The organism is Rhodovarius crocodyli (genome assembly GCF_004005855.1).
GTDB lineage: Bacteria > Pseudomonadota > Alphaproteobacteria > Acetobacterales > Acetobacteraceae > Rhodovarius > Rhodovarius crocodyli.
The window spans coordinates 587,564-614,276 of sequence record NZ_SACL01000003.1 but is presented as its reverse complement, the minus strand read 5'-3'; the positions used below and the strand labels follow the sequence as shown (position 1 = coordinate 614,276).

Genomic DNA, 26,713 nt, shown 5'->3' with positions numbered 1-26,713 from the left:
GGGGGCGGGGGCGGGCGGGGGGGCCGGCGAGGACGCCATGGCCGCGCCCAGCCCGGGTGCGGGCTCCGGCGGGGGTGGGGGCGGCGCGGGTTGCGGGGCCGTGGCCACCACGGGCGCGGGCTGCGGCCGGGCGGGCTGCAACAGCCGCTCCACCTTCACCACCGCCAGGAAACCCATGGCCGCCAGCGCCAGGGGCAGCAGGCGCAGCTTCACGACCGCCTCGCCAATGCCTGGATCAGCTGGCGTTCGGTGGCGCTGCGCGCCTCGAAGCCCTTGATCGCCGGCGCCTTTTCCTGCGCCAGCGGGCGGGCGGCCTGGACGGCGCTTTCCAGCCGGTCGGCCAGGCTTTCGGCGCGCTCGATCAGATAGCGCAGATCATCGCGCAGCGGCTCGGCCGCCGTCACCTTTTCACCCAGGCTGCGGCCCGCGCTCTCGGTGCTGGCGCGGATGCCGCGCAGGGCGGCCTCGGCGGCACGGGTGGCCTCCGTCAGCCCCTCCGCGCTGACGTCCAGCGCCTCGCGCTCAGACCGCACGCGCGTCAGGGAACGGTGCAGGCGCCAGCTGACGGGAATGCTCAGCCCCAGCGTGGCCAGCACCAGCGCGTCGGCGGCCCAATCGACGATACTGCTCATACCACGGCCTCCGGCACCATCTGCGCTTCCTCCAGGATGCGGACGGCGGTCTTGGTCTCGACACGGCCCAGCTCGGCCGTGAACAGGCGCACCTGGCCGCATTGCAGCCGCACAGGCGCGCTGGGCTTGCTGTTCAGGTACAGCATGTCCCCGGGCTTCAGATCGATGATGCTGGACAGCGGCATGGTCTGCTGGTCCAGCACGACCTCGAGCGCGACATTGGTGTGGCGCAGCTCCTCGGCCAGGTGGGTTTCCCAGATGCTGTCGCGGCCGAACTTCTCGCCCATGAACTGCTGGAGCAGCAGCTCGCGCACCGGCTCCAGCGTCGCATAGGGCAGCAGCAGCTCGATCTTGCCGCCGCGATCCTCCATGTCCACGCGCAGCCGCGTCAGCACGCAGGCATTGGACAGGCGGCTGATCATGGCGAAGCGCGGGTTTACCTCCAGCCGGTCGAACTCGAAATGGATGTCCGCCACCGGGTTGAAGGCGGCCGTCATGTCGGCCAGCACCACCTTCAGCAGGCGCTCCACCAGCGTGCGCTCGATGGTGGTGTAGGGCCGGCCCTCGACACGCATGGCAGAGGTGCCGCGACGCCCGCCCAGCAGCACGTCCACCACCGAGTAGATCATGGCGCTGTCCACCACGATCAGCCCGTAATTGTCCCATTCGCGGCAGTTGAACACCGCCAGCATGGCCGGCAGCGGCACGCTGTTCAGGTAATCCCCGAAACGCTGGGACGCGATGCTGTCGATCGAGACCTCGACGTTGTCCGAGGTAAAATTGCGCAGCGAGGTCGACATGATGCGCACCAGCCGGTCGAAGATGATCTCCAGCATCGGCAGGCGTTCATAGGACACCAGGCCCGAGCTGATGATGCGCTCGATGCCCGATTGTTCCCCACGGCCGCCGTCACCGCCCTGGAAGCCCATCAGGCTGTCGATCTCGGCCTGGTTCAGCACGCGCAGCGCATCGGCCTGGGTCTCGGCGACGGCCTCGCCGACCTCCTCCTCCAGCGCCGCGCCCCAGGCGGCGGCGAGATCGTCTTCTTCTTCGCTCGACGGAGGGCTCATTGCACCAGAATCTCCTGGAACAGCACGTCGGTGACGCGGGCGGGGTGGGCGGCGACGGCGGCGCGGGCCATCAGTTCCTCACGCAGGCGCTGGGTGCCGGCGGAGCCGCGCATCTCCTCGGGCCGCATGTCGCGCAGATAGGTGGTGAACAGGTCGACCAGCCGCGGCATGGAGTTGCGCACGGCCTCCGCATCCGGGTCGCCCACCACCTCCAGCTGGCTTTTCAGGCGGATATAGACGGCCCGCCTGCCGCCCGCGTTCAGGTTGGCGGTGATGTCGGGCATCTGCACGAAGACGGGGCGCGGCGGCGGGGGCGGCGGAGGCTCGGCAGGGGCCGCGTGCGCTTCCTCATGGTGGCCCATGCCCAGCAGCTTGGGCAGGATGCCGGAGAACCACAGCCCCGCGCCGATGCCGGCCAGCAGCACCGGCAGGGCCAGCAGAATCAATTTCTTCCGGCCACCCTTCTTGGGTGCGCCCTCCTCACCTTCGGCTGGTGCGGCTGCCGCCTTAGCCATGCTGGCCCTCTCTCGATACGGGGCTGTTCTGGCATGCCGGGGGTTAATCAACCCTTCAGGGCAAAGCGCGCCGGGAGGGGGAAATTTGTGCCGGTGGCGCTGCCCCCAGCCCCCGGCAAAGGGCGCTGCCCTTGGAACCAGCCTTAGGCCGAAATGCCTTTGGATGCCGCTGGCGGGCGCTTCCAACCCAGGATGCCCGACGCCAGTTGTCGCAATAAAATCAAATGCAAAGCGCCCCGAAGTCTTGGCCGGGCAGCGTCCTGGCGGGGGGTTTCGGGGGCCGCGCGCCTGAGATGGCACGCCCCTTGCCCATCGCTCCCCGACAGGAGCCCGCTCATGGACAGCCCCAGCTACATCGCCCTTTCCCGCATGGCCTCCCAGATGCGGGCCCAGGATGTCATCGCGCATAACCTCGCGAATGCGGACACGCCGGGCTATCGCCAGTCCCGCCCCATCTTCGCCGAGCATCCGGCGATGCAGGCCCTGATCAACAACCCCCGCGGCGGCCGCCAGGTGGCCTATAGCTGGGACCGCGCGACCTGGCGCGACGACACCCAGGGCCAGATCCAGACCACCGGCAACCCGCTGGACGTCGCCATCACCGGCGAGGGCTATTTCGCGGTCGAGACCCAGCGCGGCATCCGCTACACGCGCTCCGGCCGCTTCACCATCGGCGCCACGGGGCAGCTGGTGGATGCCCAGGGCAATGCAGTGCTGAACACCCAGGGGCGGCCCATCGCCATCGCCGCCAACGACACCCGCATCGAGATCAAGGGCGACGGCACCATCCGCTCCGAGAACGGGGTGATCGGCCAGATCCAGATTTCCCGCTTCGACAATGCCCAGGGCCTGCGCGCCGAGGGCGACCGCCTGCTCGACCCCGCCGGCCAGCAGGCCGAGCCGGTGGCGCGCCCGCGCCTGACCCAGGGCGCGGTGGAAGGCAGCAACGTGCAACCCGTGCTGGAGATGACCCGCATGATCGCCGAAACCCGCGAATTCCAGCTCGTGACGAATTTCGTCGACAAGGAAAACGAGCGCCTGACCGGCGCCATCGACCGCATCCTGCGCGTCCGCTGAGGAAGATAGACCATGCGCTCACTCGCGATCGCCGCCACCGGCATGATGGCCCAGCAGACCAATGTCGAGGTCACGTCCAACAACCTGGCCAACATGACCACCACGGGCTTCAAGCGCCGCCGCGCGGAGTTCCAGGACCTGATCTACCAGAACCTGCGCCGGGTGGGCTCCACCAGCTCCGACACCGGCACCATCCTGCCCTCGGGCGCGCAGCTGGGCCTGGGCGTGCGCACCGCCGCGATCTACCGCATCGCGGAGCAGGGCAACCTGCAGCAGACGGAGAACCGCTTCGACCTGGCCATCCGCGGCAACGGGTATTTCCAGGTGCAGCTGCCGAGCGGCGACATCTCCTACACCCGCGACGGCACCTTCTCCCTGAGCCCCGAGGGCACGATCGTGACCGCGGAGGGCTATATCGTGCAGCCCGGCATCACGGTGCCCGCCAATGCGCGCGACGTGACGATCAATGCCTCCGGCCAGGTGCTGGTCACGCTGGACGGGCAGGTGGCGCAGCAGAATGTGGGGCAGATCCAGCTCGCGATCTTCCCGAACGAAGGCGGCCTGGAGGCGACCGGCGAGAACATGTATCTCGCCACCTCCGCCTCCGGCCAGCCGCAGGCCGCGGCCCCGGGCCAGCCCGGCTACGGGCAGCTTCTGCAGGGCTTCATCGAGACGTCGAACGTCAACACGGTGCAGGAAATCACCAACCTGATCACCGCCCAGCGCGCCTATGAGATGAACAGCCGCGTCATCGTCGCCTCCGACGAGATGCTGTCCGCCGTGGCGAAGCTGCGGTGATGCGCGCGCTGGTGCTTCTCGCGGTGCTGCCGGTGGCGGCCTGGGCGCAAGAGATGGCCTTCATCCGCCCGATGGCGACGGTGGAGGAACCGGTGGTGCGCGTGCGCGACCTGTTCGAGAACGCGGGCAGCCGCGCCGAGGCCCCCCTCGGCCCCGCCCCCGCCCCGGGCCGGCGCATCGTGCTGGAGGCAGAGCAATTGGCCGCCATCGCGCGGATGAACCGCGTGCCCTGGCGCCCGATGTCGGCCGCCGACCGCGTGGTGCTGGAACGCCCCGGCCGCCAGGTGCCGCGCGCCGAGGTCGAGGGCGCCCTGCGGGAGGAGCTGCTGCGCATGGGCATGGATGCCGAATCCGAGCTGGAAATCCCGGGCTGGGTGCCGCCCATGGTGCCCATCGCCAGCCTGCACCAGGTCACGATCGAGGGCGCGGTGCTGGAAACCCCCGGCAACCGCTTCGCCGCCACGCTGGTCATCACGGCGGAGGGCATGGCGACGCAACGCCTGCGCCTGGCGGGCCGCGCCATGGCCACCACGCCCGTGGTCGTCGCCACCCGCCGCATGGGCATGGGTGAGCGACTGGGCCCCGCCGATGTGCGGGAGGTGCGGATGCGCGTGGAACGCGTGCGCAACGGCATGGCCAGCCGCGCCGACCAGGTGCTGGGCCAGGAACTGCACCGCCCCATCGCGGCCGAGGGCCCCATTCCACTGGCCGACCTGGGCCCGCCCAGCGTCATCCAGCGCAACCAGGCCGTGACGCTGCTGCTGGACGCGCCCGGCATCACGCTGACGGCCGCCGGCCGGGCACTGGAATCCGCCCCGCGCGGCGCCGTGGTGCCGGTGATGAACCTGGCCAGCCGCGCCGTGATGGAGGGCGAAGTGCTGGGCCCCGGCCGCGTGCGCGTCGCCATGGGCACCGTGCCCACCCGCAACCCCCGTGACATGGAGGCCCGCTGATGCGCCTCGCCCCGATCCTGCTGCCTGCCCTGCTGACCGTCGCCTTGGCCGGTTGCGGCACCGCCGACCGCCTCTCCCGCATCGGGCGGCCGCCGCCGGTCTCACCCGTCACCAACCCGGCGGAACAGCCCGGCGTGCGCAACATCGCCATGCCGACGCCCGCCCCGCAGGAACCCGTCGGCGCCTCGGCATCGCTGTGGCGCACCGGCAGCCGCACCTTCCTGCGCGACCAGCGCGCGGCACAGGTGGGGGACCTGATCACCGTGCTCGTCTCCATCGCCGACGAGGCGCAGCTGCAGAACCGCACCCAGGCCACCCGCACCGGCACCCAGAACATGGGCATGGCCAATCTGCTGGGCCTCGAAACCTCCATCCCGCGCGTGCTGCCCAGCCAGACGGACCCGTCATCCCTGATCAACACCAACAGCAGCGGCGTGACGGACGGCAACGGCCAGATCCGCCGCAGCGATGCCGTGACCCTGCGCCTGGCCGCCACCGTCACGCAGACGCTGCCCAACGGGAACATGGTGATCGCCGGCCGGCAGGAAGTGCGGGTAAACCACGAGCTGCGGGAACTGCTGGTGCAGGGCGTGCTGCGCCCGCAGGACATCGCCAGCGACAACACCGTGCGCCACGACCGCCTGGCCGAGGCCCGCATCATCTATGGCGGCCGCGGCGCCCTGTCTGACGTGCAGCAGCCGCGCGTCGGCACGCAGATCCTGGACGCGCTGTTGCCCTTCTGAGGGAGGAGGCTAGGCTCCCTCAAGCAACAGAGGAAACACCCATGCCCAAGATCGGTATCGTCGTCGAATTCCAGATGGACCCGGCCAACCACGCCGCCTTCCACGCCATCATCAGCGAACACGCGCGCCTGACGAAGCAGGAAGAGCCCGGCTGCGTCAGCTTCGACGTGCTGCAGCCGCAGAAAAAGGACGGCGCCGACCTGTCCCGCGTCATGCTGATGGAAGTCTACGCCGACGCCGCAGCGTTCAAGGCCCATGGCGAAAACCCGCGCCTGGCCAAGGTGCGCGACAGCTACAGCAGCCTGATCACCGGCCGCACGCTGACGGTCTGCCATATGTGAGCACGGGCCGACTGGGGGTGGTCCCGGGCGGCACGGTCGATGCGAGAGGGGCGCTGCCCCCCTCGCACTCCCCCCGCCAGGAGCCTGTGGCCCCTGGACCCCCATCTGTTATCTGAAAGTTTGGGGAAGGGGCACGACGCACGCTCCTGGCCCAGAGCGCCCACGAAGCCCCTTCCCCAAACTTTCAGCTCCCGGTTTCCAAAGGCCTTTCGGCCTTTGGCGGGTGGGGGCGCGGGGGAGGGCAGAGCCCTTCCCCGCATCCGCCCTGCCCGCCCGGAACCACCCCTCAGGCTGCCCGTTCCACCTTGGCCGGTCCCAGTGCTGCGCGGCTGGCGTCGTTGTTGGCGTCGATCAGGCGCAGCAGCAGGGACATGAAGGTGTCCCGTTCGGTTTCGTCCAGCGGGTTCAGCAGGCGTTCCTGGGCGTTGCGCATCGCGGAGAGCATGGCGCGGGTCAGGGTTTCGCCTTCGGGCGTCAGCCAGGCCAGGGTGGCGCGGCGGTCGGCCTCGCCGCGCTGGCGGCGGATCAGGCCGCGGCGTGCGAGGCGCGAGAGAACGTCGGCCACATTGGTGCGGTCGATGCCCACGTCCTGGGCGATGGATTGCTGGTCCGCCCCTGGCGTGAGGGAGATGGTGGACAGCACGGCGTATTGCACGGGCGTGATGTCGAAGGCCGCGCATTCCTCATGGAAGATGGCGCTGTGGATCTGGTGCAGGCGGCGGACGAGAAAGCCCGGGCGGCGCCACAGCGGCAGGCGCGTCATCAATTCGCGCAGTTCCGGGTCGGTCACGGCGCCGGCCAGGGTGTCGGTGGCGGCCTCGGTCGGCCGGCTGCGGCGGGTGGTCTTGGGCGTGGTCATGGCTGCCGCATCTTTCAGCACTTTTCGCTCTCGCAGCGAACATAACCCGCGCGGGGCATGCCACCAACCGTCGGCTTTTTGTTGACCCGGCGCAACACAATCCTCAGCATGCCCCCTATTGATCGGCTTGTGGGGCTGTCATGGATGGTGATGGGGGCGGGGCCGGCATCGGCGCCAGGGTCCTGCGGAAGGAAGACGCGCGGCATCTGGCCGGGCGTGGGCAATTCACCGCCGATCTGCGGTTTCCGGGCATGCAGGATGTCGCCTTCCTGCGCAGCCCGGTGGCGCATGCGCGGGTGGGGGCGCGGCGCGCTTCGGGCGACGTGCTGTTCCTGGATGACCTGACCGGGGTGGCGGATATCGTCACCCGCTCCTCCATTCCCGGCTACAAGCTGGCGCCCTGGCCTGTCATGGCGCGCGACCGCGTGCGCTATGTGGGTGAGATCGTGGCCATGGCCGTCGCCGCGAACCGGGCCGCGGCCGAGGACCTGGCCGAGCAGGCGGAGGTGGAGTTCGAGCCGCTGCCGCCCGTGGCCAGCTGCGACGCGGGCCGCGCGGAGGGTGCTGCCCTGCTGCACCCCGAATGGGGCGACAACCTGTTCCTGCATTCCCGTTTCGACAGCGGCATCGAGGCGGTGGCCGCCAGCGCGCCCGTGAAGGTGGAGCTGGACATCACCTGCGCGCGCCAGGTGATGCACCCGATGGAGGGCAAGGGCGTCGTCGCCTACTGGGACCATCGGGCGGGCATGCTGGTGGTCCATACCTCGACCCAGGTGCCGCACCTCATCCGCAGCGGGCTGGCGGAGGTTCTGGGCATTCCGCAGGCGCAGGTGCGGGTGGCGGCCCCGGATGTCGGCGGCGGCTTCGGCTATAAGTGCCTGCTGCAGCCGGAGGAGATCCTGGTCTCCTGGCTGGCGCTGACGCGCAAGGCGGCCTTCCGCTGGATCGAGGACCGGCGCGAGCATCTGGTCGCCGGCGCCAATGCGCGCCAGCACCACTACACGCTCACGGCCTATGCCAATGAGCAGGGGCGGCTGCTGGGCCTCGATGCGCAGATCGAGGTCGATACCGGCGCCTATTCGGTCTGGCCCTTCACCGCCGTGCTGGAGGCAGCCCAGGCCGGCGGCAATTTGCCCGGCCCCTATGATTTCCGCGCCTATCGGGCGGAGGTGTTCTCGGTCGCGACCAACAAGCCGCCCTTCGCGCCCTATCGCGGCGTGGCGCGGCCGGGCGTGTGCTTCGCCATCGAGCTGACGATCGACGCTATTGCGAAGGCCGTGGGGCGAGAGGCCTGCGATGTGCGGGCGGAGAACCTCGTGCCCGGTTCAGCGATGCCCTACGTCAACGTGACCAACAAGCATTACGACAGCGGCGACTACCCGGCCTCGCTCGCGACCGTGCGCGAGCAGATCGGGCTGGATGCCTTCCGCGCCGGCCCGGCGCGCGATGAGAAGGGCCGCTACCTCGGCATCGGCTTCGCGACCTACACCGAGCAATCGGCGCACAACACCAAGGTCTTCGCCGCCTGGGGCCTGCCTTTGGTCCCCGGCTACGACCAGGCGCATGTGAAGCTGACGCCGGACGGCGCGCTGGAGATCCGGGCCGGCATCCACACCATCGGCCAGGGGCTGGAGACGACGCTCGCCCAGATCGGCCATTCCATGACCGGCGTGCCGTTCGAGAATATCCGCGTCACGCTGGGCGATACGGCGACGACGCCCTATTCCACCGGCGCCTATGCCAGCCGGGGCATCGTGATGTCGGGCGGTGCGGTGTCCCGCGCGGGTGAGGTGCTGGCCGGCCGCATCAAGGCGATCGCCGCGCATCTGCTGCAGACCGAGCCCGACGCTATCGAGTTCCGCGAGGGCCGCATCCATGCGGGCAATGCCAGCCTGGATTACGCCGATGTGGGCCGCGCCTGGTACCTGCGCCCGGAACAGCTGCCGGAGCAGGTAAACACCGCCGGCCTGGAAGTGACCGAGGGCTACAAGCCCGCCACCGACAATGGCGTGTTCAGCTATGCCAGCCACGCCGCCAAGATCGCGGTCGACCCCGAGACCGGCATCGTCGAGATCCTGGACTATGTGATCGCCGAGGATTGCGGCCGCATGGTCAACCCGATGATCGTGGAGGGCCAGACCTATGGCGGCGCGGCCCAGGGTGTGGGCACCGCGCTGTTCGAGGAAAGCCCCTATGACGACCAGGGCCAGCCGCTCGCCTCCACCCTGATCGACTACATCCTGCCCGGCCCCACCGAGATCCCGGCCTTCCGCATCAGCCACACCGAAACCCTGTCGCCCCACACCGCCCACGGCATCAAGGGCGTGGGCGAAGGCGGGGCCATCGCGCCGCCGGCGGTCATCGTGAACGCGATCAACGACGCGCTCGCCACGCTCGGCGCGCGGATCACCCAGATACCGGCCACGCCCGAACGCATCCTGGCGGCCATCGCGGAGGCCCAGGCATGAAACCCGCCGCCTTCGACTACGCGCGCGCCGCGACCATCCCCGAGGCCGTGGCGGCCATGCGGGACGGCGCGCGGCCGCTGGCCGGCGGGCAGTCGCTGGGCCCCATGCTGAACCTGCGCCTGGCGCGCCCGGGCAAGCTGGTAGACATCAAGCGCGCCGAGGGTATGCGCGGCGTGGCGCTCTCGGCCAGCACCGCCCGGCTGGGTGCCGCCCTGACCCATGCCGAGATCGAGGACCGACGCGTCGAGGACGTGACGCGCGGCCTGCTGCCGCATGTGGCGCGCGGCATCGCCTATCGCGCCGTGCGCAACCGCGGAACGCTGGGCGGCAGCCTGTGCCATGCCGACCCCGCCGCCGATTGGGTGACGACCATGACCGGGCTGGGCGCGACGATGATCGCCCAGGGCCCCGCCGGCGAACGCGCCATCGCCGCCGAGAACTTCATGCTGGGCGCCTTCACCAATGCCCTGGCCGAGGACGAGATGCTGGCGGCCGTCGAGATCCCGCGCCTGAGCCCCGCCGCGCGCTGGGGCTATGCCAAGATCAACCGCAAGACCGGCGAGTTCGCCATGGCTATCGGGCTGGTGATCCTGGACGGCCCATGGGCCCGGGTGGTGGCCGGCGCGGTCGAGGCGCCCCCTGCCCTGCTGCCGCGCGCAGCCGCCGCCCTGCTGGCCGGCGAGACATCCGATCTGGACGCGGAACTGGCCGAGCGCCTGCCGCATCTTTCCCCCGCCGACCGCAAGCTGCGCGCCGTCTCCCTGCGCCGGGCGATCGCGATGTTGAGCGAGGCCCGCTGATGATCTCCGCCCCTTTGGCTGTCACCCTGACCGTGAACGGCCAGCGCCGCCAATTGCTGGCCGAGCCGCGCACCCAGCTGGCCGACCTGCTGCGCGAGCAGCTGAACCTGACCGGCACCCATCTGGGCTGCGAACAGGGCGTGTGCGGCGCCTGCACCGTGCTGATCGACGGCGTGCCGCAGCGTTCCTGCATCAGCTATGCCGTGGATTGCGACGGCGCCGAGATCACCACCATCGAGGGCTTCGACGCGGACCCCACCATGGCGACGCTGCGGCAGAACTTCTCCGCGCATCACGCCCTGCAATGCGGCTTCTGCACGCCCGGCATGCTGGTCACGGCGCGCGACATCGTGCTGCGGCTGGGCGAGGTGCCCGAGGCGCGGGTGCGCGAGGAGCTGTCGGGCAATATCTGCCGCTGCACCGGCTATGTCGGCATCGTGGGCGCCGTCTGCGCCACCGCGCGCGGCTGCACCCCTCAGGAAAGCGCGGCACCCATCGCGGCCGCCGCGCTGGCCGCGCCCGCGGTCGCAGCCCCTGTCGAGAACGCCGCCCCCCGCGCGGCCCAGCCGCTGAAGGGCGGCAACAGCCTGACCGAGACCATCGCCATCGCCGCCCCGCCCGAACAGGTGTGGGAAGCCATGGGCGACCTTCCGGCCCTGGCCGCCTGCCTGCCCGGCGCCGAGATCACCGAGGTGGATGGCGAGGCCATCAAGGGCCGCATGAAGGTGGCGCTGGGCCCCATCAAGGTGGCCTTCGCCGGCACCGGCACGGTCCGGCTGGATGCCGCGACCCGCAGCGGCGTGCTGCGCGGCGCGGGGCGCGACGGGGGCACCGGCTCCTCGGCCGAGGGCGAGTTGGGCTTCGCCCTGGCGCCATCGGCCACTGGCACCCCAGGGGGCACGGACGTGGCCATCACCCTGCAATGGCGGCTGACCGGGGCGCTGGCGCAGTTCGGGCGCTCCGGCCTGGTGGCCGACCTGGTGCGGCGGCTGGCCCAGCAATTCGCGGCCAACCTTCAGGCGCGGCTGGCAGGCGAGGCACCGCCGGCGCAGCCCGCGCCCCTCAACCTTTTCCAATTGCTCTGGGCCGCGCTGAGGGCGCGCTTCGGGCGCTGAGACCACCACCACGAATCAACGGGAGCTTCATGATGGATCGCAGACATGTACTCGCCGGGGCAGCCGCCAGCGCCGTCCTCGCCGCACCTGCCCTCTCTCAAGGGTTGGTGCGCTGGCGCATGGCCACCACCTGGCCGAAGTCGCTCGATACCCTGTACGGCAGCGCCGAGGCCCTGTGCCGCCGCGTGACCCAGCTCTCGGAAGGCAAGTTCACCATCCAGTGCTTCGCCGGCGGTGAGATCGTGCCCGCCCTGCAGAGCTTCGACGCGGTGCAGACCGGCTCGGTCGAATGCTCCCACATCCTCAGCTCGAACTTCCTGGGCAAGGACATCAATTTCGCCTTCGACGGTGGCCTGCCCTTCGGCCTGAACATGCGCCAGCAGACCGCCTGGGTGCATGAGGGCGGCGGCCTGAACCTGCTGCGCGACCTGTACAAGAAGTACAATTGCGTGAACTTCCTGGCCGGCAATGTCGGCGTGCAGATGGGCGGCTTCTTCCGCCGCGAGATCCGCACGGTGGAGGATCTGTCGGGCTTGAAGATGCGCATCGGCGGCTTCGGCGGGCGCATCCTGGCCAAGTTCGGCGGCGTGCCGCAGGTGCTGGCGGCCAGCGACATCTACTCCGCGCTGGAGCGCGGCACGATCGACGCCACCGAATGGGTCGGCCCCTATGACGACGAGAAGCTGGGCTTCCACCGCATCGCCCGCTTCTACTATTCGCCGGGCTGGTGGGAAGGCAGCGCGGCCATCACCGCCATCGCCAACACCGCCGCCTGGGAAAGCCTGTCGGACGTGAACAAGGCGCTGTTCGAGACGGCCTGCAACGAGCAGAACACGCTGATGATGGCGAAGTACGATGCCCGCAACCCCGACGCGCTGCGCCGCATCGTGGGCGCCGGCACCCAGCTGCGCATCTTCCCCCGCCCGATGATGGAAGCGATGTACCGCTCCAGCTTCGAGGAATTCGAGACGCTGGCCAGCCAGAACGCGGATTTCAAGAAGCTGTACGAAGCCTGGCTGCCGTTCCTGGACAACAGCAACGCCTGGTTCCGCGTGGCCGAATACACGCTGGACAGCTTCCGCCTGACCTCGCGGATCCCTGGGAGGTGAAGGGGCGCCCGGGGGCCTTGCCCCCGGACCCCGACCAAAGGGCTCCGCCCTCTGGACACCCGCAAAGGGTCGTAACGACCCTTTGAACCCATGAGTCTTCTGAAAGTTCGGGGAAGGGGCTCAGAAAACCCTCCGACCCCACGCGCCTTCGCTGCCCCTTCCCCGAACTTTCAGCTCCCGGTTTCCAAAGGCCTTTCGGCCTTTGGTGGGGGTGCCGGGGGCAAAGCCCCTGGCTGGGGGTCCGGGGGCAAGGCCCCCGGGAAACCCTTCACCCCACCGGGTCCAGCCCGGTCGCGCGGATGACGGGCGCTGCCTCGGCCGAGCGGAAGAAGCGCAGCAGTTCCATCGCCCCTTCCGGGTTCTGGGCCCGGGTGCAGATGCCGGCCGCGAAGATGGTCGCGCGCTGCACCGGCTCGGGCAGCGGGCCGATCATCGCGATGCCGGGGATGGGCTGCAGTTCGCTCACCTGCTGCAGGCCGAGCGCCGCATCGCCGCGCGCCACCACCGTGCCCACGCGCTCGCTGTAGATCCGGCGGGATTTCGGCATCACCTCGGCCGCGATGCCCAGGCGTTGGACCAGTTCCGTCTCGTAATAGACGCCCGAGGCGCTGGCGGAATAGGCGATGGAGGGCGCGGCCAGCAGGATGCGGCGCAGATCGTCCACCGTGTTCATGGTGGGCACCGGTTCCCCGGCGCGGACGGCCAGCGCGATGCGCGACACCACCAGGTCCTGCCGGCTGCCCTGGCGCACATGGCCCTGCTGCATCAGGCGTTCCAGCGCATCCAGCGCGACGATGACGGTATCCGCGGGCTCACCGCGCGCCAGGCGCTGCGGGATGGCATCGGGTGCCGCGCCCATCGAGGCACCGAAGGCGCTTTCCACCTTGTTGCCGGTCTGGCGCTCGAACACGGGCACCAGCTGCCGGTAGGCGGCGGTGAAGGCGCCGGAGGTCATGCCATGGATGGTGCGGGCCTCGGCATGGGCCGGCAGGGCCAGCAGGCCGGCACCGGCCCCGAGCAGGCCGCGACGAGACAGCATCAGCATTGGATTTTCCTCCCTGTCAGTGCGGGCAGGATAATCCGCCGGATAAGCCAGCCGCTACTGCCTGGCGCCTCATGATTTTTTCATGTCCGGATCATCCCGGAACCGGTTCGGGCGTTTGCCTCACATCATCTGTCGAGGAGGCAATTCAATGCGTGGCGTTCTGCTGTGGCTGCTGGGTATCCCCATCCCCATCATCATCCTGCTGTACCTGTTCAACGTCGTCTGACGTTCAGCCCTTTCGCAGGCGCGGCACCAGCGCGACCACCTCCGGGCCGATATAGGCCTGGGGCTCGCTGGGCGGGGTCATGTTCTCCCGCCGCTCCTCGGCGGCCACGCAATCCTGGGCGGTGCGCGCCACGCCGGGCGCGCCCCCCTGCCCGATCAGCAGCGCCGAGATCACGCAGCGGTCGAACACCGTCAGGCTGAACTGGGTGGAGCAGCCGAAGCTCGAACGATCGGGCCGGGCGGCCGTCAGCACCACGCGGTTGGGCCGGGCCATGGGCGGCTGCGCGAAGCCGCCGCTATAGCAGGCAGAGGCGATCACGAAGGTCGGCGCCTGGCCGCATCCGCGAGAGAGGGCCGCATCCAGCGGCCCGGGCCCCATGGCCTGCCGCGCCAGGGGAAACACCAGCCCCTGGTTGGGCGCGCCATGCATGGTCAGGAACACGAGGCAGGCCTCGCCGGGGCCGGGGCGCATCTCAGCGATCGCGCGCAGCACGCCCTCGGGCGTCGCCGGCTCGGCACCGTTCTGCAGGCGGTCGCGCCGGGCGGAGAAGCGGCGGATGCTGGCCATCTGGCCGCCGCGCTCCAGGGCGCTGGCCATGGATTCCACCGCCGCGTCCCACACTTCCAGGCTGGGGTCGCCCGCCACCAGCACCGCGTGCCAGCGCGTGGCGGGCTGGGCCAGGGCCAGCCCGGGCAACATCAGGAACAGCATGAGGAAGCGCTTCATGCCCGCATGCTGCGCCCGAAGCGGCGGATCAATCCAGCCTGATGTTGTTGGCGCGGACGACGCGGCCCCATTGTTCCGTTTCCCGCACCATCCAGGAACGGAAGGCGTCGGGGCCGAGCGACTGGGTTTCCGCGCCGATATCCGCGAGGCGACGGGCATTGTCGGGCTCGGCCATCGCGTTGCGGAATGCCTCGTCCAGCTTGTTCACAAGAACGGCAGGCGTGCCGGCGCGCACCAGCACGCCCTGGAAGGTGCCGGCCTCGGCGCCGGGCCAGCCCAGCTCGGCGAAGGTGGGCAGGTTCGGGAAATCGGCGAAGCGCCGCGCCCCGGTCACCGCGATGCCCTTCAGCCGCCCGTCGCGCACGAAGGGGCTGGTCGCGGTGGCGCCGTTCACCAGCATCTGCGATTCGCCGGCCGACACCGCCGTCAGCGCGGCGGCACCGCCGCGATAGGGCACCTGCGTCAGCTCCGCCCCCCAATGCTGCGCCAGCACCAGGGAGGTGAGATGCGTGGCGCCGCCCACGCCCGAATTGGCCACGTTCAGCGCCTGCGGCCGCGCCTTGGCCAGCGCCGCCAGCTCCTGCGGGGTATTGGCGGAAACCGAGGGATGAACCGCCAGCAGATAGGGCGCGTAGATCAGCAGGTTGACCGGGGCCAGGTCATTGGCGGGGTCGAAGGAAAGGCGCTGATACAGGCTGGGCGCGGTGGCCAGCGCCCCGGTGTCGATCAGCAGCACGGTGCTGCCGTCGGGCGCGGATTTGGCGACGAAATCCGCCCCCACATTGCCGGCGGCGCCCGCGCGGTTCTCCACCACCACGTTCTGGCCGATCTGCCGCCCCACGGAGGGGCCCAGGATGCGGGCCAGGATGTCGCTGGTGCCGCCCGGCGCGAAGGGAACGATGAGCCGGATGGGGCGGTCGAATACCTGGGCCCGGACGACCGGGGCAGCGAGCACGGACGCGCCTAGCGCGCCCGCGAACAGGCGACGATGCATGATGATTCTCCTTGGACGTGGAGATCATCATGCAGATGCGTTCAATACTCCGCAAACATCCTTGCGATCTCGGCCTTGTCGCTGGTCCGCGTCAGCGCGAGGGAGAGCAGGATGCGGGCCTTCTGCACCGTCAGGTTATCGGCATCCAGGAAGCCCAGTTCGCGCTTGCGCTCGGTGCCGAACACGCGGCCGGAGCCCGCGCGGCTGGCACAGACCACCACCACGCCCTTCGCCGCCACCGCGGCCAGGGCATCGGCCTCGCCGGGGCTCATGAAGCCGGGGGCGAAGCCCGCGATCACGATTCCCTTGGCGCCGGCCGCGGCATAGGCGGCCGCCGCCGCGCCGTCGCTGCCGGCATAGCTGTACATGACATCGACGCGCGGCAGGTCCGTCAGGCCCTTCAGATCGAACTCGGTTTCGGGCGCCAGCTTGCGCAGCGGCTTGCGGTACCAGGCGATCGTGTCGCCGTCGGCATGGCCCAGGCAGCCGAAATCGGGGCTGCGGAAGGTCTGCATGCGGCTGGTGCTGGTCTTGGTGACCTCACGCGCGGCGTTCACCTCATCGTTCAGCAGCACGAGCGCGCCGAGGCCCCGCGCGCCGGGGTCGGCCGCGACCCGGATGGCATTGGCCAGGTTCATGCCCGCATCGGTGGACAGGCCGCTGGAGGGGCGCTGCGCGCCCACCACCACGATCGGCACCGGCAGCTTATGCGTCAGAGAGAGGAAATAGGCCGTCTCCTCCAGCGTCGCGGTGCCGTGGCCAACGACGATGCCGGCGGCGTCCGGGTGCTCGGCATAGGATTTATGGGCCAGTTCCAGCAGTTCCAGCCATTCGACCGGCCCGATGGCGGTGCTGGCGACATTGCGGAAGCGGATCGGCACCACCTCCGCCTTCTCATGCACCTGGGGCCAATGGGCCAGGATCTCGTCCGCCTGCATGAACCGCCCCTTGGAGGCATAGTCCATGATGTCGAAGGGGCCGATGGAGGAGAGCGCGCTGATGGTGCCCCCCGTGCCGATAAACAGGACCTTGGGCTTGCTCAACGCGACGTCTCCGCAGGGTGGTTCGACAAATTATTCCACCGGATCGAGCAGGCGGGAACGGGCATAGGCCTCCTCGATCTGCTCGACCGTCAGCACATCGCCGAAGAACAGGTGGAAATTGATCAGGCTGGCGGCGTGCTCGGCATCATTCATGGCGGCGCAGCCGTCGCTGACCATAATGGTGCGGAAGTTCATCATCATGGCGTCGCGCGCCGTGCTCTCGCAGCACACATTGGTCATGGTGCCGGTGACCAGCACGGTGTCGATGCCGCGTGCCCGCAGCTTCTCCAGCAGCGGCCCGCCACCGGGGATCAGCGCGCTGAAGCGGTATTTCTCCACGATCTCATCGCCGTCGCGCACCTGCATGTGCGGCCACAGGTGATGGCCCTTGCTGCCGCGCATCAGCGCGGTGTTGCGCTTCGTGCGGGCGGCGGGGGTGACCATGTCCTGCATCACGGACCATTCGGTGTCGCAGGCCTCGTCATGCGTGTTCAGGATCCAGAACACGCTGCCGCCGGCGGCCCGCGTGGCGGTCGCCAGCCGGTTGATGGCCGGCACCACGAAAGGTGCGTTGGGGCACACCGCATGGCCCACGCCCACATCCATGAAGGCATTCTGCATATCGACCACCAGCAGCGCGGTTCGTGGCCCCTTCAGCGTGGCGAAGGGGTGCGGGGTGCCGCAACGCGCCGCGACCCGTTGGGAGACATCGGGCGGGATGGTGAACTTGTGCATGTCCGACAAGTTACCATCGCCGGTGGTCCCGCCATCCCGCAGAACAAGTATGGATTGCGCCGGGAAACCGGGCGGCGCCGATAACACCGGCAACCCGCCTAAAGCTGCGCCAACAACGGGCGTATTTATGCCGCGGCCACCCCACAAGCTTGTGATTTTGCAGCGCAATATCGCAACGACATAGCTGCCCTCACATTTATTTCCGGGCCACGATCGCGGTCGTCAGGCGCGAGACGCAGGAAAGCCGGCCGTCTCCGCGCCTGATCTCGATATTCCAGACATGGACATTGCGCCCGACCCGCACCGCGCGGCACTCGCCGGTGATGGTGTCGCCCTTGGGCACCGGCAGCAGATGGTTGGCGTTGATCTCAAGCCCCACGGCCGTCTGGTCATCCTCGCAGCACAAGAGAGAGGCAAGCGAGCCCAGCGTCTCCGCCAGCACGACCGAGACGCCACCATGCAGGATGCCGAAGGGCTGCACATGGCGTTCGTCCACCGGCATCTGGCCCCGCAGCCAGTCATCGCCCACCTCGGTGATGCGCAGGCCGAGCAGCCCGTTCACCGTATCCTTCTGGCGCGCGTGGACTTCCGCGATGTCAGGCTGGCGTTTCCAGATGGCCATATCGATCTCCCTCACAGGCCCGGGATTTCAGCAGGCGCCCCGGCGCCCGTCCAGCCAGGGCGGCAAAGGCCCTGATTCCGCCGCTTTTATCGGTCACGATCGTGACATCAGAAGGCATATGACTGATTTTTCTCGACCGCCGACCGGGCGGCAAAAGCGTTGGCTTCTGGTATTCATGCTGCGGCGCACCGTGTCATGCCGTCGCCGACCCCGTCTGGAGGCCCCGTCACGTTGCAACCGCTGCTGGACCTGTCCAGGCTGATATCCTCGACCGGGCGCGCCGCGCTCTCGGGGCTGGACCGCGTCGAACTGGCCTATGCCCGCCATTGCGCGGCCATGCCGGAGCAGGAGCGCTGTTTCGTGGCCCGCTCGCCCTGGGGCCCTTTCAGCCTGCTGCCCGACCGGCTGGCCCTGCCGCTGGTCGCGCAGTGGGAGGCCTTGACCCGGGGCGAAGCGGCCGCCCGCCCGCTGAAGGCGCTGGGCCTGGCCGCCCGGGCCTGGCTTATGAGCGGCCTGGGCGTGCTGCCGCTGCATCGCCGGCTGCGGGGCATGCCCGGCGCGACCCTGCTGGTGGTCGCCCATCAGTCGCTGGCGGAAAGCGCGCCGATTGCGGCGCTGAAGCGGCGCGGCGCCCGCTTCATCCCGATCATCCATGACCTGATACCCATCACTTACCCGGAATATTCCCGACCGAGACAGATCGCGCTGCATGTGCGGCGCCTGGCCAATGTGTCGGCGCTGGCCGATGCCGTGCTGACGGATTGCGAGGCGGTGCGCGCGGATGTCCTTGGCTACTTCGGCGGGCTGGGCCGGGAGATGCCGCCGGTCGTGGCAGCCCCGCTCGGCTTCGACCTGCCGCCGTTGCGCAGCATCCCCGATGGCCCGGTGCCGGAACGGCCGTACTTCGTGACGCTGGGCACCATCGAACCGCGCAAGAACCACCTGCTGCTGCTGAACCTGTGGCGCGACCTGGCCGAGCGGCTGGGGCCGCAGGCGCCGCGCCTGGTCATCCTGGGCCGGCGCGGCTGGCAGAACGAGACGGTCTTCCGTCTGCTGGACCGCGTTCCGGCCTTTCCGGGGCTGGTGGAGGAGCGGCGGGACGCGACCGATGCCGATGTCGCCTTCACCCTGCGGCATGCCCGCGCCCTGCTTTTTCCAAGCTTCGCCGAAGGCTACGGCATTCCGCTGATCGAGGCCTTGAGCCTCGGGACGCCCGCCATCTGCGCCGACATTCCGTCGCTGCGAGAGGTGGGAAAAGGCGTGCCGGAGTTCATCTCGCCCCTCGACGGGGTGGGTTGGCGGGATGCCGTCCTGGACTATTCCAGGCCCGACAGCCCTGCACGCCAAGCACAGATTGCACGCATAGCGGGTTTTTTACAACCGCGATGGGATCAGCACTTCAATGCGCTGCAACAAGCGGTCGCACGGATTTCAACAAGATCGTCCGACAACACAACAGCTTCTGTTGCGGTGCAAAGCGCCGGCATGCGATGAGAAAAGAGATGCTTATCAGCGGCGGCACAATCAGCCCATGACCTCAGGCTCCCCCCCTGGCGGTCCCCGCGCCCCCCTCCCGGCCGATGCCGTGGCGGTTGTCGGGCTCGCTTGCCGTCTGCCGGGCGCGCCGGACGCGCAGGCTTTCTGGCAATTGCTGGCCGAGGGGCGGGATGCCGTCACCACCGTGCCGGCCGACCGTTTCAGCATTCCCTTCTGGCACCACCCCCGGCGCGGAGAGCCCGGGCGCGGCTATACCTTCGCCGCCGGCACGCTGGGCGAGGTGCATGATTTCGATGCCGCGGCCTTCGGCCTCTCCCCGCGTGAGGCCGCTGAATCGGACCCGCAGCAGCGCCTGATCCTGGAACTGGTGCGTGAGGCCTTCGAGGATGCGGGCTGGCCGGAAGCCAGCGTCGCGGGCCAGGATCTCGGCGTCTATATCGGCGCCAGCACGACCGACCACAGCGACCTGCGGCAATTCGATGCCGCCAGCGCCGACCGCTACATGATGACGGGCGCGGCGCTGTCCATCATCGCCAACCGCGTCACCAACATCTTCGACCTGCACGGGCCGGCGATGACCATCGACACGGCCTGCTCCTCGGCCCTGGTGGCCCTGCATCACGCGGCGGAGGCCCTGGCGGCCGGCAACATCCCCGCCGCCGTGGTGGGCGGCGTGAACATGCTGCTCAGCCCCTTCCCCTTCGGCGGCTTCGCGCGGGCTTCCATGCTGTCGCCCACCGGGCGCTGCCATGCGTTCGATTCGCGGGCGGACGGCTATGTCCGCGCCGAGGGCGGCGTGGTGGTGGTGCTGAAGCGGCTGGACCGGGCGCTGGCCGACGGCGACACGGTGCATGGCGTGATCCTGGCCAGCAACGTGAACGCGGCCGGCCGCACCATCGGCCTGTCCCTGCCGAACCAGAAGGCGCAATCGGCGCTGATCTCCTCGCTGCTGGACCGTTCCGGCGTCGACCCCGCCCGCATCCGCTACTACGAGGCGCACGGCACCGGCACCGCCGCCGGCGACCCGATCGAGGCGCATGCCATCGCCGCCGCGCTGTCCGCCCGCCGGGCGGGCGAGAAGCCGCTGCTGATCGGCTCCGCCAAGACCAATATCGGCCATACCGAGGCCGCCTCCGGCCTGGTGGGGCTGGCCAAGGCGCTGCTGATCCTGCGGCACGGCCAGGTGCCGCCCAGCATCAACTTCGAGAAGCCCAACCCGCATATCGACTTCCGCGGCCTGAACATGAAGGTGGCCGCGCGCCGCCCGCAGCCCCTGCCGGGGCGCGAGGATGCGGTGCTGGGCGTGAACAGCTTCGGCTTCGGCGGCACCAATGCCGGCGTGCTGGTCACGCGCGGCCCGGAGGCCGCGAAGCGCGCGCCCGCCGCCGCGCGGCGCGGCCTGCCGCCGCTGCTGCTCTCCGCCCGCAGCGAGGGCGCGCTGCGCGGCCTGGCCGGGCTGTGGGCGCAAAGGCTGGACGGCGCCTCCGCGCCCGAGGCCGCCGGGCTGATCCGCGCCCAGCTGCGCCACCGGGACTGGCTGCCCCAGCGCCTGGCGCTGCGCGCCGCCACCCCGGCCGAGCTGTCGGAACGCCTGGCGGGCTTCGCCGCACAACAGACCGTGCCCGACATCGCCCAGGGCAGCGCCCCGCGCGGGCGCGGCGTGGCCTTCGTGTTCAGCGGCAACGGCGCGCAATGGGCCGGGATGGCGCAGGCCGCCATGCTGCGCAACGCGGCCTTCCGCGCCGCCGTGAAGGAAGCCGACCGCCACCTGAAGCCGCTGCTCGGCTGGTCCGTGGCGCGGGCCATGGCCCAGGGCGTGGACGACGCCATGGTGGCCGCCACCGACCATGCCCAGCCGCTGCTGTTCGCGGCGCAGGTCGGCATCGTCGCGGCCCTGGCCGAGCAGGGCATCGAGCCCAGCCTGGTGATGGGCCATTCCGTGGGTGAGGTCGCGGCCGCCTGGGCCAGCGGCATGCTGACCCTGCCTGCCGCCTGCAAGCTGATCGTGGCGCGCAGCCATCACCAGCACATGACGCGCGGCCAGGGCCGCATGGCCGCCCTCGGCGCGGGCGCCGAACAGGCCGCCCCCGTGCTCGATGCCTGCTCCCTGCCCGGCGAGGCACCGCTGGAAATCGCGGCGATCAACGCGCCCGGCGCCATCACGGTGGCGGGCCCGCCGGCGGCCCTCGCCCGGCTGGATGCCGCGGCGCGCGAGCACCGCTGGAGCTATATCCCCCTCGGCCTCGACTACGCCTTCCATTCCTCGACCATGGACCCGGTGCGGGCGGGGCTGCTGAAGGACCTGCGCGGCCTGAAGGGGCGCAAGGCGCGCCTGCCCTTCATCTCCACCGTCACCGGCGAATTGCTGGCGCCCGAGGAATGCACCCCCGCCTATTGGTGGCGCAACCTGCGGGAGCCTGTGCGCTTCTCGGCGGCGCTGGGCCAGGCGCTGGACAGCCAGCCCGCCCTGTTCCTGGAAATCGGCCCCAACCCGGTCCTGCAATCCTATCTGCGGGAAGGGCTGCGCAACGCGGGCAGCGAGGCGGGCTTCGGCGTCACCCTCTCCAAGCGCGACGTCGCCGGCGACCCGTTCCCGCAGATCGCGGATCGCGCCACGGTGCAGGGCGCGGACCCGCGCGCCGCCGCCCATTTCGACGGCCCCGCCCTGCGGCGCGGCCTGCCCGCCGCCCCGCTGGAGCGCGTGCCGACCCCCGTGCCGCGCACGGCGGAACGCCTGCGCTATACCGACCCCAGGCGCGATCACCGGCTGCTGGGCTTCCGCCAGGGCGCCGACGCGCGCGAATGGATCCGCCACCTGGACCTGACGGTGGAACCCTGGCTGGCCGACCACAAGCTGGCGGGCGACCCGGTCTTCCCCGCCGCCGGCATGCTGGAGATGGCGCTGGCCGCAGGCGCCGCCCGCCATCCGGACGCGCCGGCGCTGGAAGTCAGCGAATTCATCATCATGCGCGCCCTGCCGCTGGAGAAGGACCGCCTGCGGGAGCTGCGCAGCCGGCTGGACGACGAGGGCCAGTTCACCCTGGAATCCCGCCGTCGCCTCTCTGACGAGCCCTGGAGCCTGCACGCGCGCGGCCGCGTGGCCGAGGTGCCCCGACTGCCCTCCGCCCCCGAACCCCTGCCCGCCGAGGCGAGCCGCGTCATCACGACGGAGCATCTGGTCGCTGCCGCCTCCTATGCCGGGCTCGACTACGGCCCCGCCTTCCGCCCGGTGGCGCGGCTGGCGATCGAGGCCGCGGAGCGCCATGCCCGCGCCGAATTCGACCTGCCGCCCGAGGCACCGGACGACGAGCCCTTCCTGCTGCACCCCGTGCGGCTGGACGGCGCGATGCAGGGCATGATCGGGCTGCTGGAGGATGGCGGCATCGAGGCCGGGCACGGTTTCGTGCCGGTGCGCATGACGCGGCTGGTGGTCCGGCGCGGCACGCCCGCCGCCAGTGCCGACATCCGCCTGACGGTGCGCGGCGAACGCTCCGCCTCGGCCGACCTGGTGCTGCGCGACGCCGCGCGCCAGCCGGTGGCGGTGCTGGAAGGCTGCTGGGTGCAGAAGCTTCGCCTGCCGCACCGCGCCGACCCGGGCCAGGATATCTTCCACCTGCGGATGATGCCGGCGCTGCCCGCCGCCTCTCCCCTGGCGGAAACCGCGCCCGCGCTGGACATCACGTCCGTGTTCGACACGCTGGCGGCAGAGGATGAAGCGGCGGAGCAGACGGAAACCGCGCTGCTGCTGGAAGGCTATGTGGCCGCCGCCGAGGATGAGTCCGGCGAGCTGCCGCCGCGCGCCGACATCTGGCGCCAGGTCCTGCTCGAACAGCCGGCACTGGCGCATGAGCTCGCCTGGCTGGCCGCCGCCGCCGAGGGAGTCGGCGCCTGGCCCTCGCCCGAGAGCGCGAGCTTCGAGACCCTGGCCGGGCTGCTGGCCGAGGGTGCTTCCCGGCTGGCGCAGGAATGGCCGGCCGGACGGCCGCTGCGCGTTCTGGAGGTAGGCGCCGGCCCCGGGCCGCTGACCCGCCGCCTGGGCGCGGCGCTCGCCGCGACCGGCCGGCGCGTGATCCTGCACGCCGCCGCCCTGCCGGAAGGCCGCCCGCCCCAGGCCCCGGGCGAGGGGGTGGAGTTCGCCACCTCCGTGTGGAACCCGCTGGGGCAGGAGGCCGCGCCGCTGCAGGCGGATCTGGTGGTGGGCATGCTGCCCAGCCTGCGCCTGCATGATGCGCCCGGCCTGCTGGTGGCGCTGCGCCAGGCCGTGGCGCCCGGCGGCGCCCTGCTGCTGGCCGAGGCCCTGCCCGGCGCGTTGTGGGACTTCACGCTGGGCCGCGACAGCGGCTGGGCCAGCCCGCCCGGCGAGGATGGCTGGACCGAGATGCTGGCCGAAGCCGGATGGCAGGCCGCGCAGGTTCGGCGCTGCGTCTCCTCCGTGCTGCCGGCCGTGCTGCTGGCGGGCCACGCGGCCCCCGCCCTGGCGGCCCGCCCGCCCCTGCCCGCCCGACGCTTCATGCTGCTGGCCGATGCCGGCGCCATGCCGGCCCGCGCCGCCCTGGCCCAGGCCATGCAGTCACGCGGGATCGAGCTGCTGGCGGGCCCCGCCGAGCTGGGCCGCGCCGCGGACATCGCCCCCCGCGCGATGCAGGGCGCGCATCTGGTCGTGATGCTGGATCCCTCACTGCCCGATCTGGCGGCGGCGCTGACCGCCACCGCGCATCTGGCCGCAGCCGCCCAGGGCAGCGCGGCTGCCATGCGGCTGGTCACGCTCGGGGCCGAGGACGGGCCGGCCACCGCCGCCGCCCTGGCCATGGCGCGCGTGCTGTCCAATGAGATGCCGTCGCTGAAGCTGCGCCGCATCGACATGGCGCGCGACCTGCCGGAAGGCAGCGGCCCCCGCCGCCTGCTGGCGGAACTGCTGGCCGAGAATGAGCCCGAGGCCGAAGTCACCCTGGCGCAGGCCGGGCGGCTGGTGCCGCGCCTGGCGCAGGGCCTGCCGCCCGCGCCCCCCGCCCCCGGCCCGCGCATGCTGGCGGTGGCCCATCCGGGCCAGCTGTCCTCCCTGCATTGGGTGCCGATGCCCGAGGCGCCGGAGCCTGGACCCGAGACCGTTCTGGTCCGGGTCGAGGCCGCCGGCCTCAATTTCCGCGACGTGATGTGGGCCCAGGGCCTGCTGCCCGAGGAAACCCTGCTGCCGGGCTTCGCGGGGCCGGGCCTGGGTATCGAGATGTCGGGCGTGGTCACGGCCGTGCCGCCCGGCTCGCCCTGGAAGGTCGGGGATGCGGTGTTCGGCTTCGCGCCGCGCGCCATCGCCGGCCGGGTGCAGACGCGTGCCGATGCGCTGGTGCGCCGCCCCGCGCATCTGCCGCCCGCCGCCGCCGCCACCGTGCCCGTCGCCTTCATGACAGCGGTGTATGCGCTGGAGGAAATGGCGCGGATCGAACCCGATGAGGTCGTGCTGATCCATGGTGGCGCAGGGGCCGTGGGCCTGGCCGCGCTGCAGGTGGCGCTGAATGCCGGGGCCCGCGTGGTGGCCACCGCCGGCAGCCCCGCCAAGCGCGCCTTCCTGCGGGAAGCCGGCGCCGAGCTGGTGCTGGACAGCCGCGACCCCGGCTTTGCCGACGCCCTGCGCGCGGCCGGCATAGCGGGGGTGGATATCGCGCTGAACTCCCTGGCCGGGGAGGCGATGGAACGCACCCTGTCGCTGATGAAGCCCTTCGGGCGCTTCATCGAACTGGGCAAGCGCGACTATGCCGAGAACCGACGCGTGGCGCTGCGCCCGATGCGGCGCAATGTCAGCTATTTCGCGGTGGACGTGGACGAGCTGCCGCGCGCCCGGCCGGCCGTGGCCGCCCGCCTGCTGGCCGGCATCGCGGAACGGCTGGAGACGGGGGCCTTCCAGCCCCTGCCCTTCGCCGTGAAGCCCGCCGAGGAAGCGGATGCCGCCTTCCGCGCGCTGCAGGCCAGCAGCCATATCGGCAAGCTGGTCATCATGCCGCCGCCCGAGGCCGAAGGCCGCGCGGCCGTGGCCTGGCAGCCCGCCGGGGGCGTGGCCGTGGTGGTGGGCGGCATGCAGGGCTTCGGCCATGCCGCCGCGCGCTGGCTGCGGTCGCAGGGCGCGCCGCGCCTGGCGCTGCTGTCCCGCCGGGGCGAGGCGACGCCCGGTGCCGCCGATGCCCTGGCCGCGCTGGGTGAGGGCGCGCGCGCCTTCGCGGTGGACGCGACCGACGGCATCGCATTGGCCGCCACCCTGGCCGCCATCCGCGCCGAGATGGGCCCGATCACCACCGTGGTGCATGCGGCCGCCGTGTTCGACGACGGCACCGCCGCGGCACTGGATGCCGCCCGCGTGGCACGCGTGATGGAGGCCAAGCTGCTGGTGGCCGAGCAGCTCGATGCGCTGACCGCCGAGGACCCGGTGGGGCTGTTCCTGATGTTCGGCTCCGCCACCGTGCCGGTCGGCAGCCCCGGCCAGGCCGCCTATGTCGCGGCCAATGCCGGGCTTGAGGCGCTCGCCCGCCGCCGCCAGGCGATGGGCCGCGCCGCGCTGACCGTGGGCTGGGGCCCGGTGCTGGATACCGGCGTGCTGGCGGCCGATGCCACCACCGCCGCCGGGCTGGCGCGGCGCCTGGGCGCCGTGGCGCTGCCGGCGGCCCAGTACCTGGCGGCCCTGCCGGCCATTCTGGACAGCGGCCTGCCCGTGGCGGGCGTCGCGCGCATCCAGTGGCGCCAGGCTTCGGGCCTGCTTCCCGTGCTGAAGGAGCCGGTGTTCGAGGCCGTGATCGGCGGCCTGCCCGCCGAGGCGGAGGGCGAGGGCGCGGATCTGGCCGATCGTGTGCGCGGCCTGCCGGAAGCCGAGGCCCTGCCCGTGCTGCGCGACGCGGTCCGGGGTGAGCTGGGGCGCATCCTGCGCATGCCCGCCTCCTCCATCGCCGCAGACGCGCCGCTACCCGGCCTCGGCCTCGACAGCCTGGGCGGCATGGAGCTGCGCACGGCGCTGGAACGGCGCATGGGCATGGCCGTGGCGCTTTCCGCCGTCACGGAAGACCTGACCGCCGACATGCTGGCGCGCCGCATGCTGGAGGCGCTGAGCAAGAACCCGGACGAGCACGCCCTGGAATCGCGCATCGCCGCCTATGAACCGACAGCGGCCGCGAATTCCGAGGCGCCGGCCAAGGATGCGGCCGAATGATGCGGCGCAATATATTGATTTGCCGCAATATTTCCTGAAAGTAATGACGATGGGAACGATAACTTAAGCGGCTCCGTGCTATTTCCTCACGCGCCGGTGAGGTCGGGGAGGGTTCCGCCTGCCGTCACAAGGCACTGGGCTTTCCTTCAGGAGAAC

21 protein-coding genes and 1 pseudogene are annotated in these 26,713 nt (G+C 70.8%); 11 read left to right on the top strand and 11 right to left on the bottom strand.

The features are described from left to right. The 4 genes and pseudogenes from EOD42_RS12085 to EOD42_RS25920 form a co-directional block, all read right to left on the bottom strand. A pseudogene (locus EOD42_RS12085) lies at positions 1-213 on the bottom strand (hypothetical protein); the annotation flags it as partial. Further along, the gene (locus EOD42_RS12080; protein ID WP_127787767.1) at positions 210-632 is read right to left on the bottom strand and encodes a DUF6468 domain-containing protein; all 423 of its coding nucleotides are present in this window, start codon (positions 630-632) and stop codon (positions 210-212) included. The pseudogene EOD42_RS12085 and the gene EOD42_RS12080, both read right to left, overlap by 4 nt. Continuing rightward, positions 629-1,702, bottom strand: coding sequence for a flagellar motor switch protein FliM (fliM, locus tag EOD42_RS12075; protein WP_127787766.1), 1,074 nt, complete (start codon positions 1,700-1,702; stop codon positions 629-631). The genes EOD42_RS12080 and fliM overlap by 4 nt, the downstream gene beginning before the upstream one ends. Beyond that, positions 1,699-2,217, bottom strand: a complete 519-nt coding sequence (locus EOD42_RS25920; RefSeq protein ID WP_164867904.1) for a flagellar basal body-associated FliL family protein — start codon at positions 2,215-2,217, stop codon at positions 1,699-1,701. Before EOD42_RS25920 ends, fliM begins: the two co-directional genes overlap by 4 nt. 336 nt (positions 2,218-2,553) lie before the next feature. Between EOD42_RS25920 and flgF the strand changes: the two genes are divergently transcribed. The 5 genes from flgF to EOD42_RS12045 are packed head-to-tail and all read left to right on the top strand — an operon-like array spanning position 2,554 to position 6,129. Further along, the gene (flgF, locus tag EOD42_RS12065) at positions 2,554-3,294 is read left to right on the top strand and encodes a flagellar basal-body rod protein FlgF (protein ID WP_127787764.1); all 741 of its coding nucleotides are present in this window, start codon (positions 2,554-2,556) and stop codon (positions 3,292-3,294) included. Positions 3,295-3,306: 12 nt separating this feature from the next. Beyond that, entirely contained in the window at positions 3,307-4,092 is a 786-nt protein-coding gene (gene flgG, locus EOD42_RS12060; protein ID WP_127787763.1) for a flagellar basal-body rod protein FlgG, read from the top strand. Beyond that, positions 4,092-5,045, top strand: a complete 954-nt coding sequence (flgA, locus tag EOD42_RS12055) for a flagellar basal body P-ring formation chaperone FlgA (protein WP_127787762.1) — start codon at positions 4,092-4,094, stop codon at positions 5,043-5,045. The genes flgG and flgA overlap by 1 nt, the downstream gene beginning before the upstream one ends. After that, on the top strand, positions 5,045-5,788 hold the full coding sequence (gene flgH, locus EOD42_RS12050; protein ID WP_127787761.1) for a flagellar basal body L-ring protein FlgH: 744 nt from the start codon (positions 5,045-5,047) through the stop codon (positions 5,786-5,788). The genes flgA and flgH overlap by 1 nt, the downstream gene beginning before the upstream one ends. A 41-nt stretch (positions 5,789-5,829) precedes the next feature. Further along, positions 5,830-6,129 carry a putative quinol monooxygenase gene (locus EOD42_RS12045; RefSeq protein ID WP_127787760.1) on the top strand — a complete coding sequence of 100 codons (300 nt, stop codon included), beginning with the start codon at positions 5,830-5,832 and terminating at the stop codon, positions 6,127-6,129. Between the two features lie 286 nt (positions 6,130-6,415). Here EOD42_RS12045 and EOD42_RS12040 read toward each other — a convergent pair whose 3' ends face one another. Further along, a complete protein-coding gene (locus tag EOD42_RS12040; protein WP_240655130.1) occupies positions 6,416-6,988 on the bottom strand; it encodes a MarR family winged helix-turn-helix transcriptional regulator in 573 nt (190 codons plus the stop codon). Between the two features lie 140 nt (positions 6,989-7,128). Between EOD42_RS12040 and EOD42_RS12035 the strand changes: the two genes are divergently transcribed. From EOD42_RS12035 to EOD42_RS12020, 4 genes are read left to right on the top strand one after another with little or no spacing between them, the layout of a single operon-like run. Beyond that, a complete protein-coding gene (locus EOD42_RS12035; protein ID WP_127787759.1) occupies positions 7,129-9,456 on the top strand; it encodes a xanthine dehydrogenase family protein molybdopterin-binding subunit in 2,328 nt (775 codons plus the stop codon). Beyond that, the gene (locus EOD42_RS12030; protein ID WP_127787758.1) at positions 9,453-10,256 is read left to right on the top strand and encodes an FAD binding domain-containing protein; all 804 of its coding nucleotides are present in this window, start codon (positions 9,453-9,455) and stop codon (positions 10,254-10,256) included. The genes EOD42_RS12035 and EOD42_RS12030 overlap by 4 nt, the downstream gene beginning before the upstream one ends. A gap of 14 nt (positions 10,257-10,270) precedes the next feature. After that, positions 10,271-11,371: a xanthine dehydrogenase family Fe-S subunit gene (locus EOD42_RS26600; protein ID WP_338069637.1), complete on the top strand. Its 1,101-nt coding sequence runs from the start codon at positions 10,271-10,273 to the stop codon at positions 11,369-11,371. Between the two features lie 29 nt (positions 11,372-11,400). Further along, the gene (locus EOD42_RS12020; protein ID WP_338069636.1) at positions 11,401-12,480 is read left to right on the top strand and encodes a TRAP transporter substrate-binding protein; all 1,080 of its coding nucleotides are present in this window, start codon (positions 11,401-11,403) and stop codon (positions 12,478-12,480) included. A 268-nt stretch (positions 12,481-12,748) separates the two neighbouring features. Here EOD42_RS12020 and EOD42_RS12015 read toward each other — a convergent pair whose 3' ends face one another. From EOD42_RS12015 to EOD42_RS11990, 6 genes are all read right to left on the bottom strand, one after another. Next, entirely contained in the window at positions 12,749-13,525 is a 777-nt protein-coding gene (locus EOD42_RS12015) for a substrate-binding domain-containing protein (protein ID WP_127787756.1), read from the bottom strand. Between the two features lie 229 nt (positions 13,526-13,754). Further along, on the bottom strand, positions 13,755-14,477 hold the full coding sequence (locus EOD42_RS12010) for a C13 family peptidase (protein ID WP_127787755.1): 723 nt from the start codon (positions 14,475-14,477) through the stop codon (positions 13,755-13,757). A gap of 28 nt (positions 14,478-14,505) precedes the next feature. Next, positions 14,506-15,471, bottom strand: coding sequence for a Bug family tripartite tricarboxylate transporter substrate binding protein (locus tag EOD42_RS12005; RefSeq protein ID WP_127787754.1), 966 nt, complete (start codon positions 15,469-15,471; stop codon positions 14,506-14,508). Between the two features lie 41 nt (positions 15,472-15,512). Then, positions 15,513-16,514 (bottom strand): asparaginase, encoded by a 1,002-nt coding sequence (locus tag EOD42_RS12000; protein ID WP_127787753.1) that lies wholly within the window; start codon positions 16,512-16,514, stop codon positions 15,513-15,515. 30 nt (positions 16,515-16,544) lie between these two features. Further along, complete coding sequence (locus EOD42_RS11995) at positions 16,545-17,249, bottom strand: isochorismatase family cysteine hydrolase (protein WP_127787752.1); 705 nt, start codon at positions 17,247-17,249, stop codon at positions 16,545-16,547. A gap of 196 nt (positions 17,250-17,445) precedes the next feature. Next, the gene (locus tag EOD42_RS11990; RefSeq protein ID WP_127787751.1) at positions 17,446-17,871 is read right to left on the bottom strand and encodes a PaaI family thioesterase; all 426 of its coding nucleotides are present in this window, start codon (positions 17,869-17,871) and stop codon (positions 17,446-17,448) included. 231 nt (positions 17,872-18,102) lie between these two features. On the opposite strand from EOD42_RS11990, the gene EOD42_RS11985 reads away from it, so the two are divergent. After that, positions 18,103-19,365: a glycosyltransferase family 4 protein gene (locus EOD42_RS11985; RefSeq protein ID WP_127787750.1), complete on the top strand. Its 1,263-nt coding sequence runs from the start codon at positions 18,103-18,105 to the stop codon at positions 19,363-19,365. A gap of 37 nt (positions 19,366-19,402) precedes the next feature. Next, positions 19,403-26,557 carry a type I polyketide synthase gene (locus EOD42_RS11980; RefSeq protein WP_164867903.1) on the top strand — a complete coding sequence of 2,385 codons (7,155 nt, stop codon included), beginning with the start codon at positions 19,403-19,405 and terminating at the stop codon, positions 26,555-26,557. Positions 26,558-26,713: the final 156 nt, after the last annotated feature.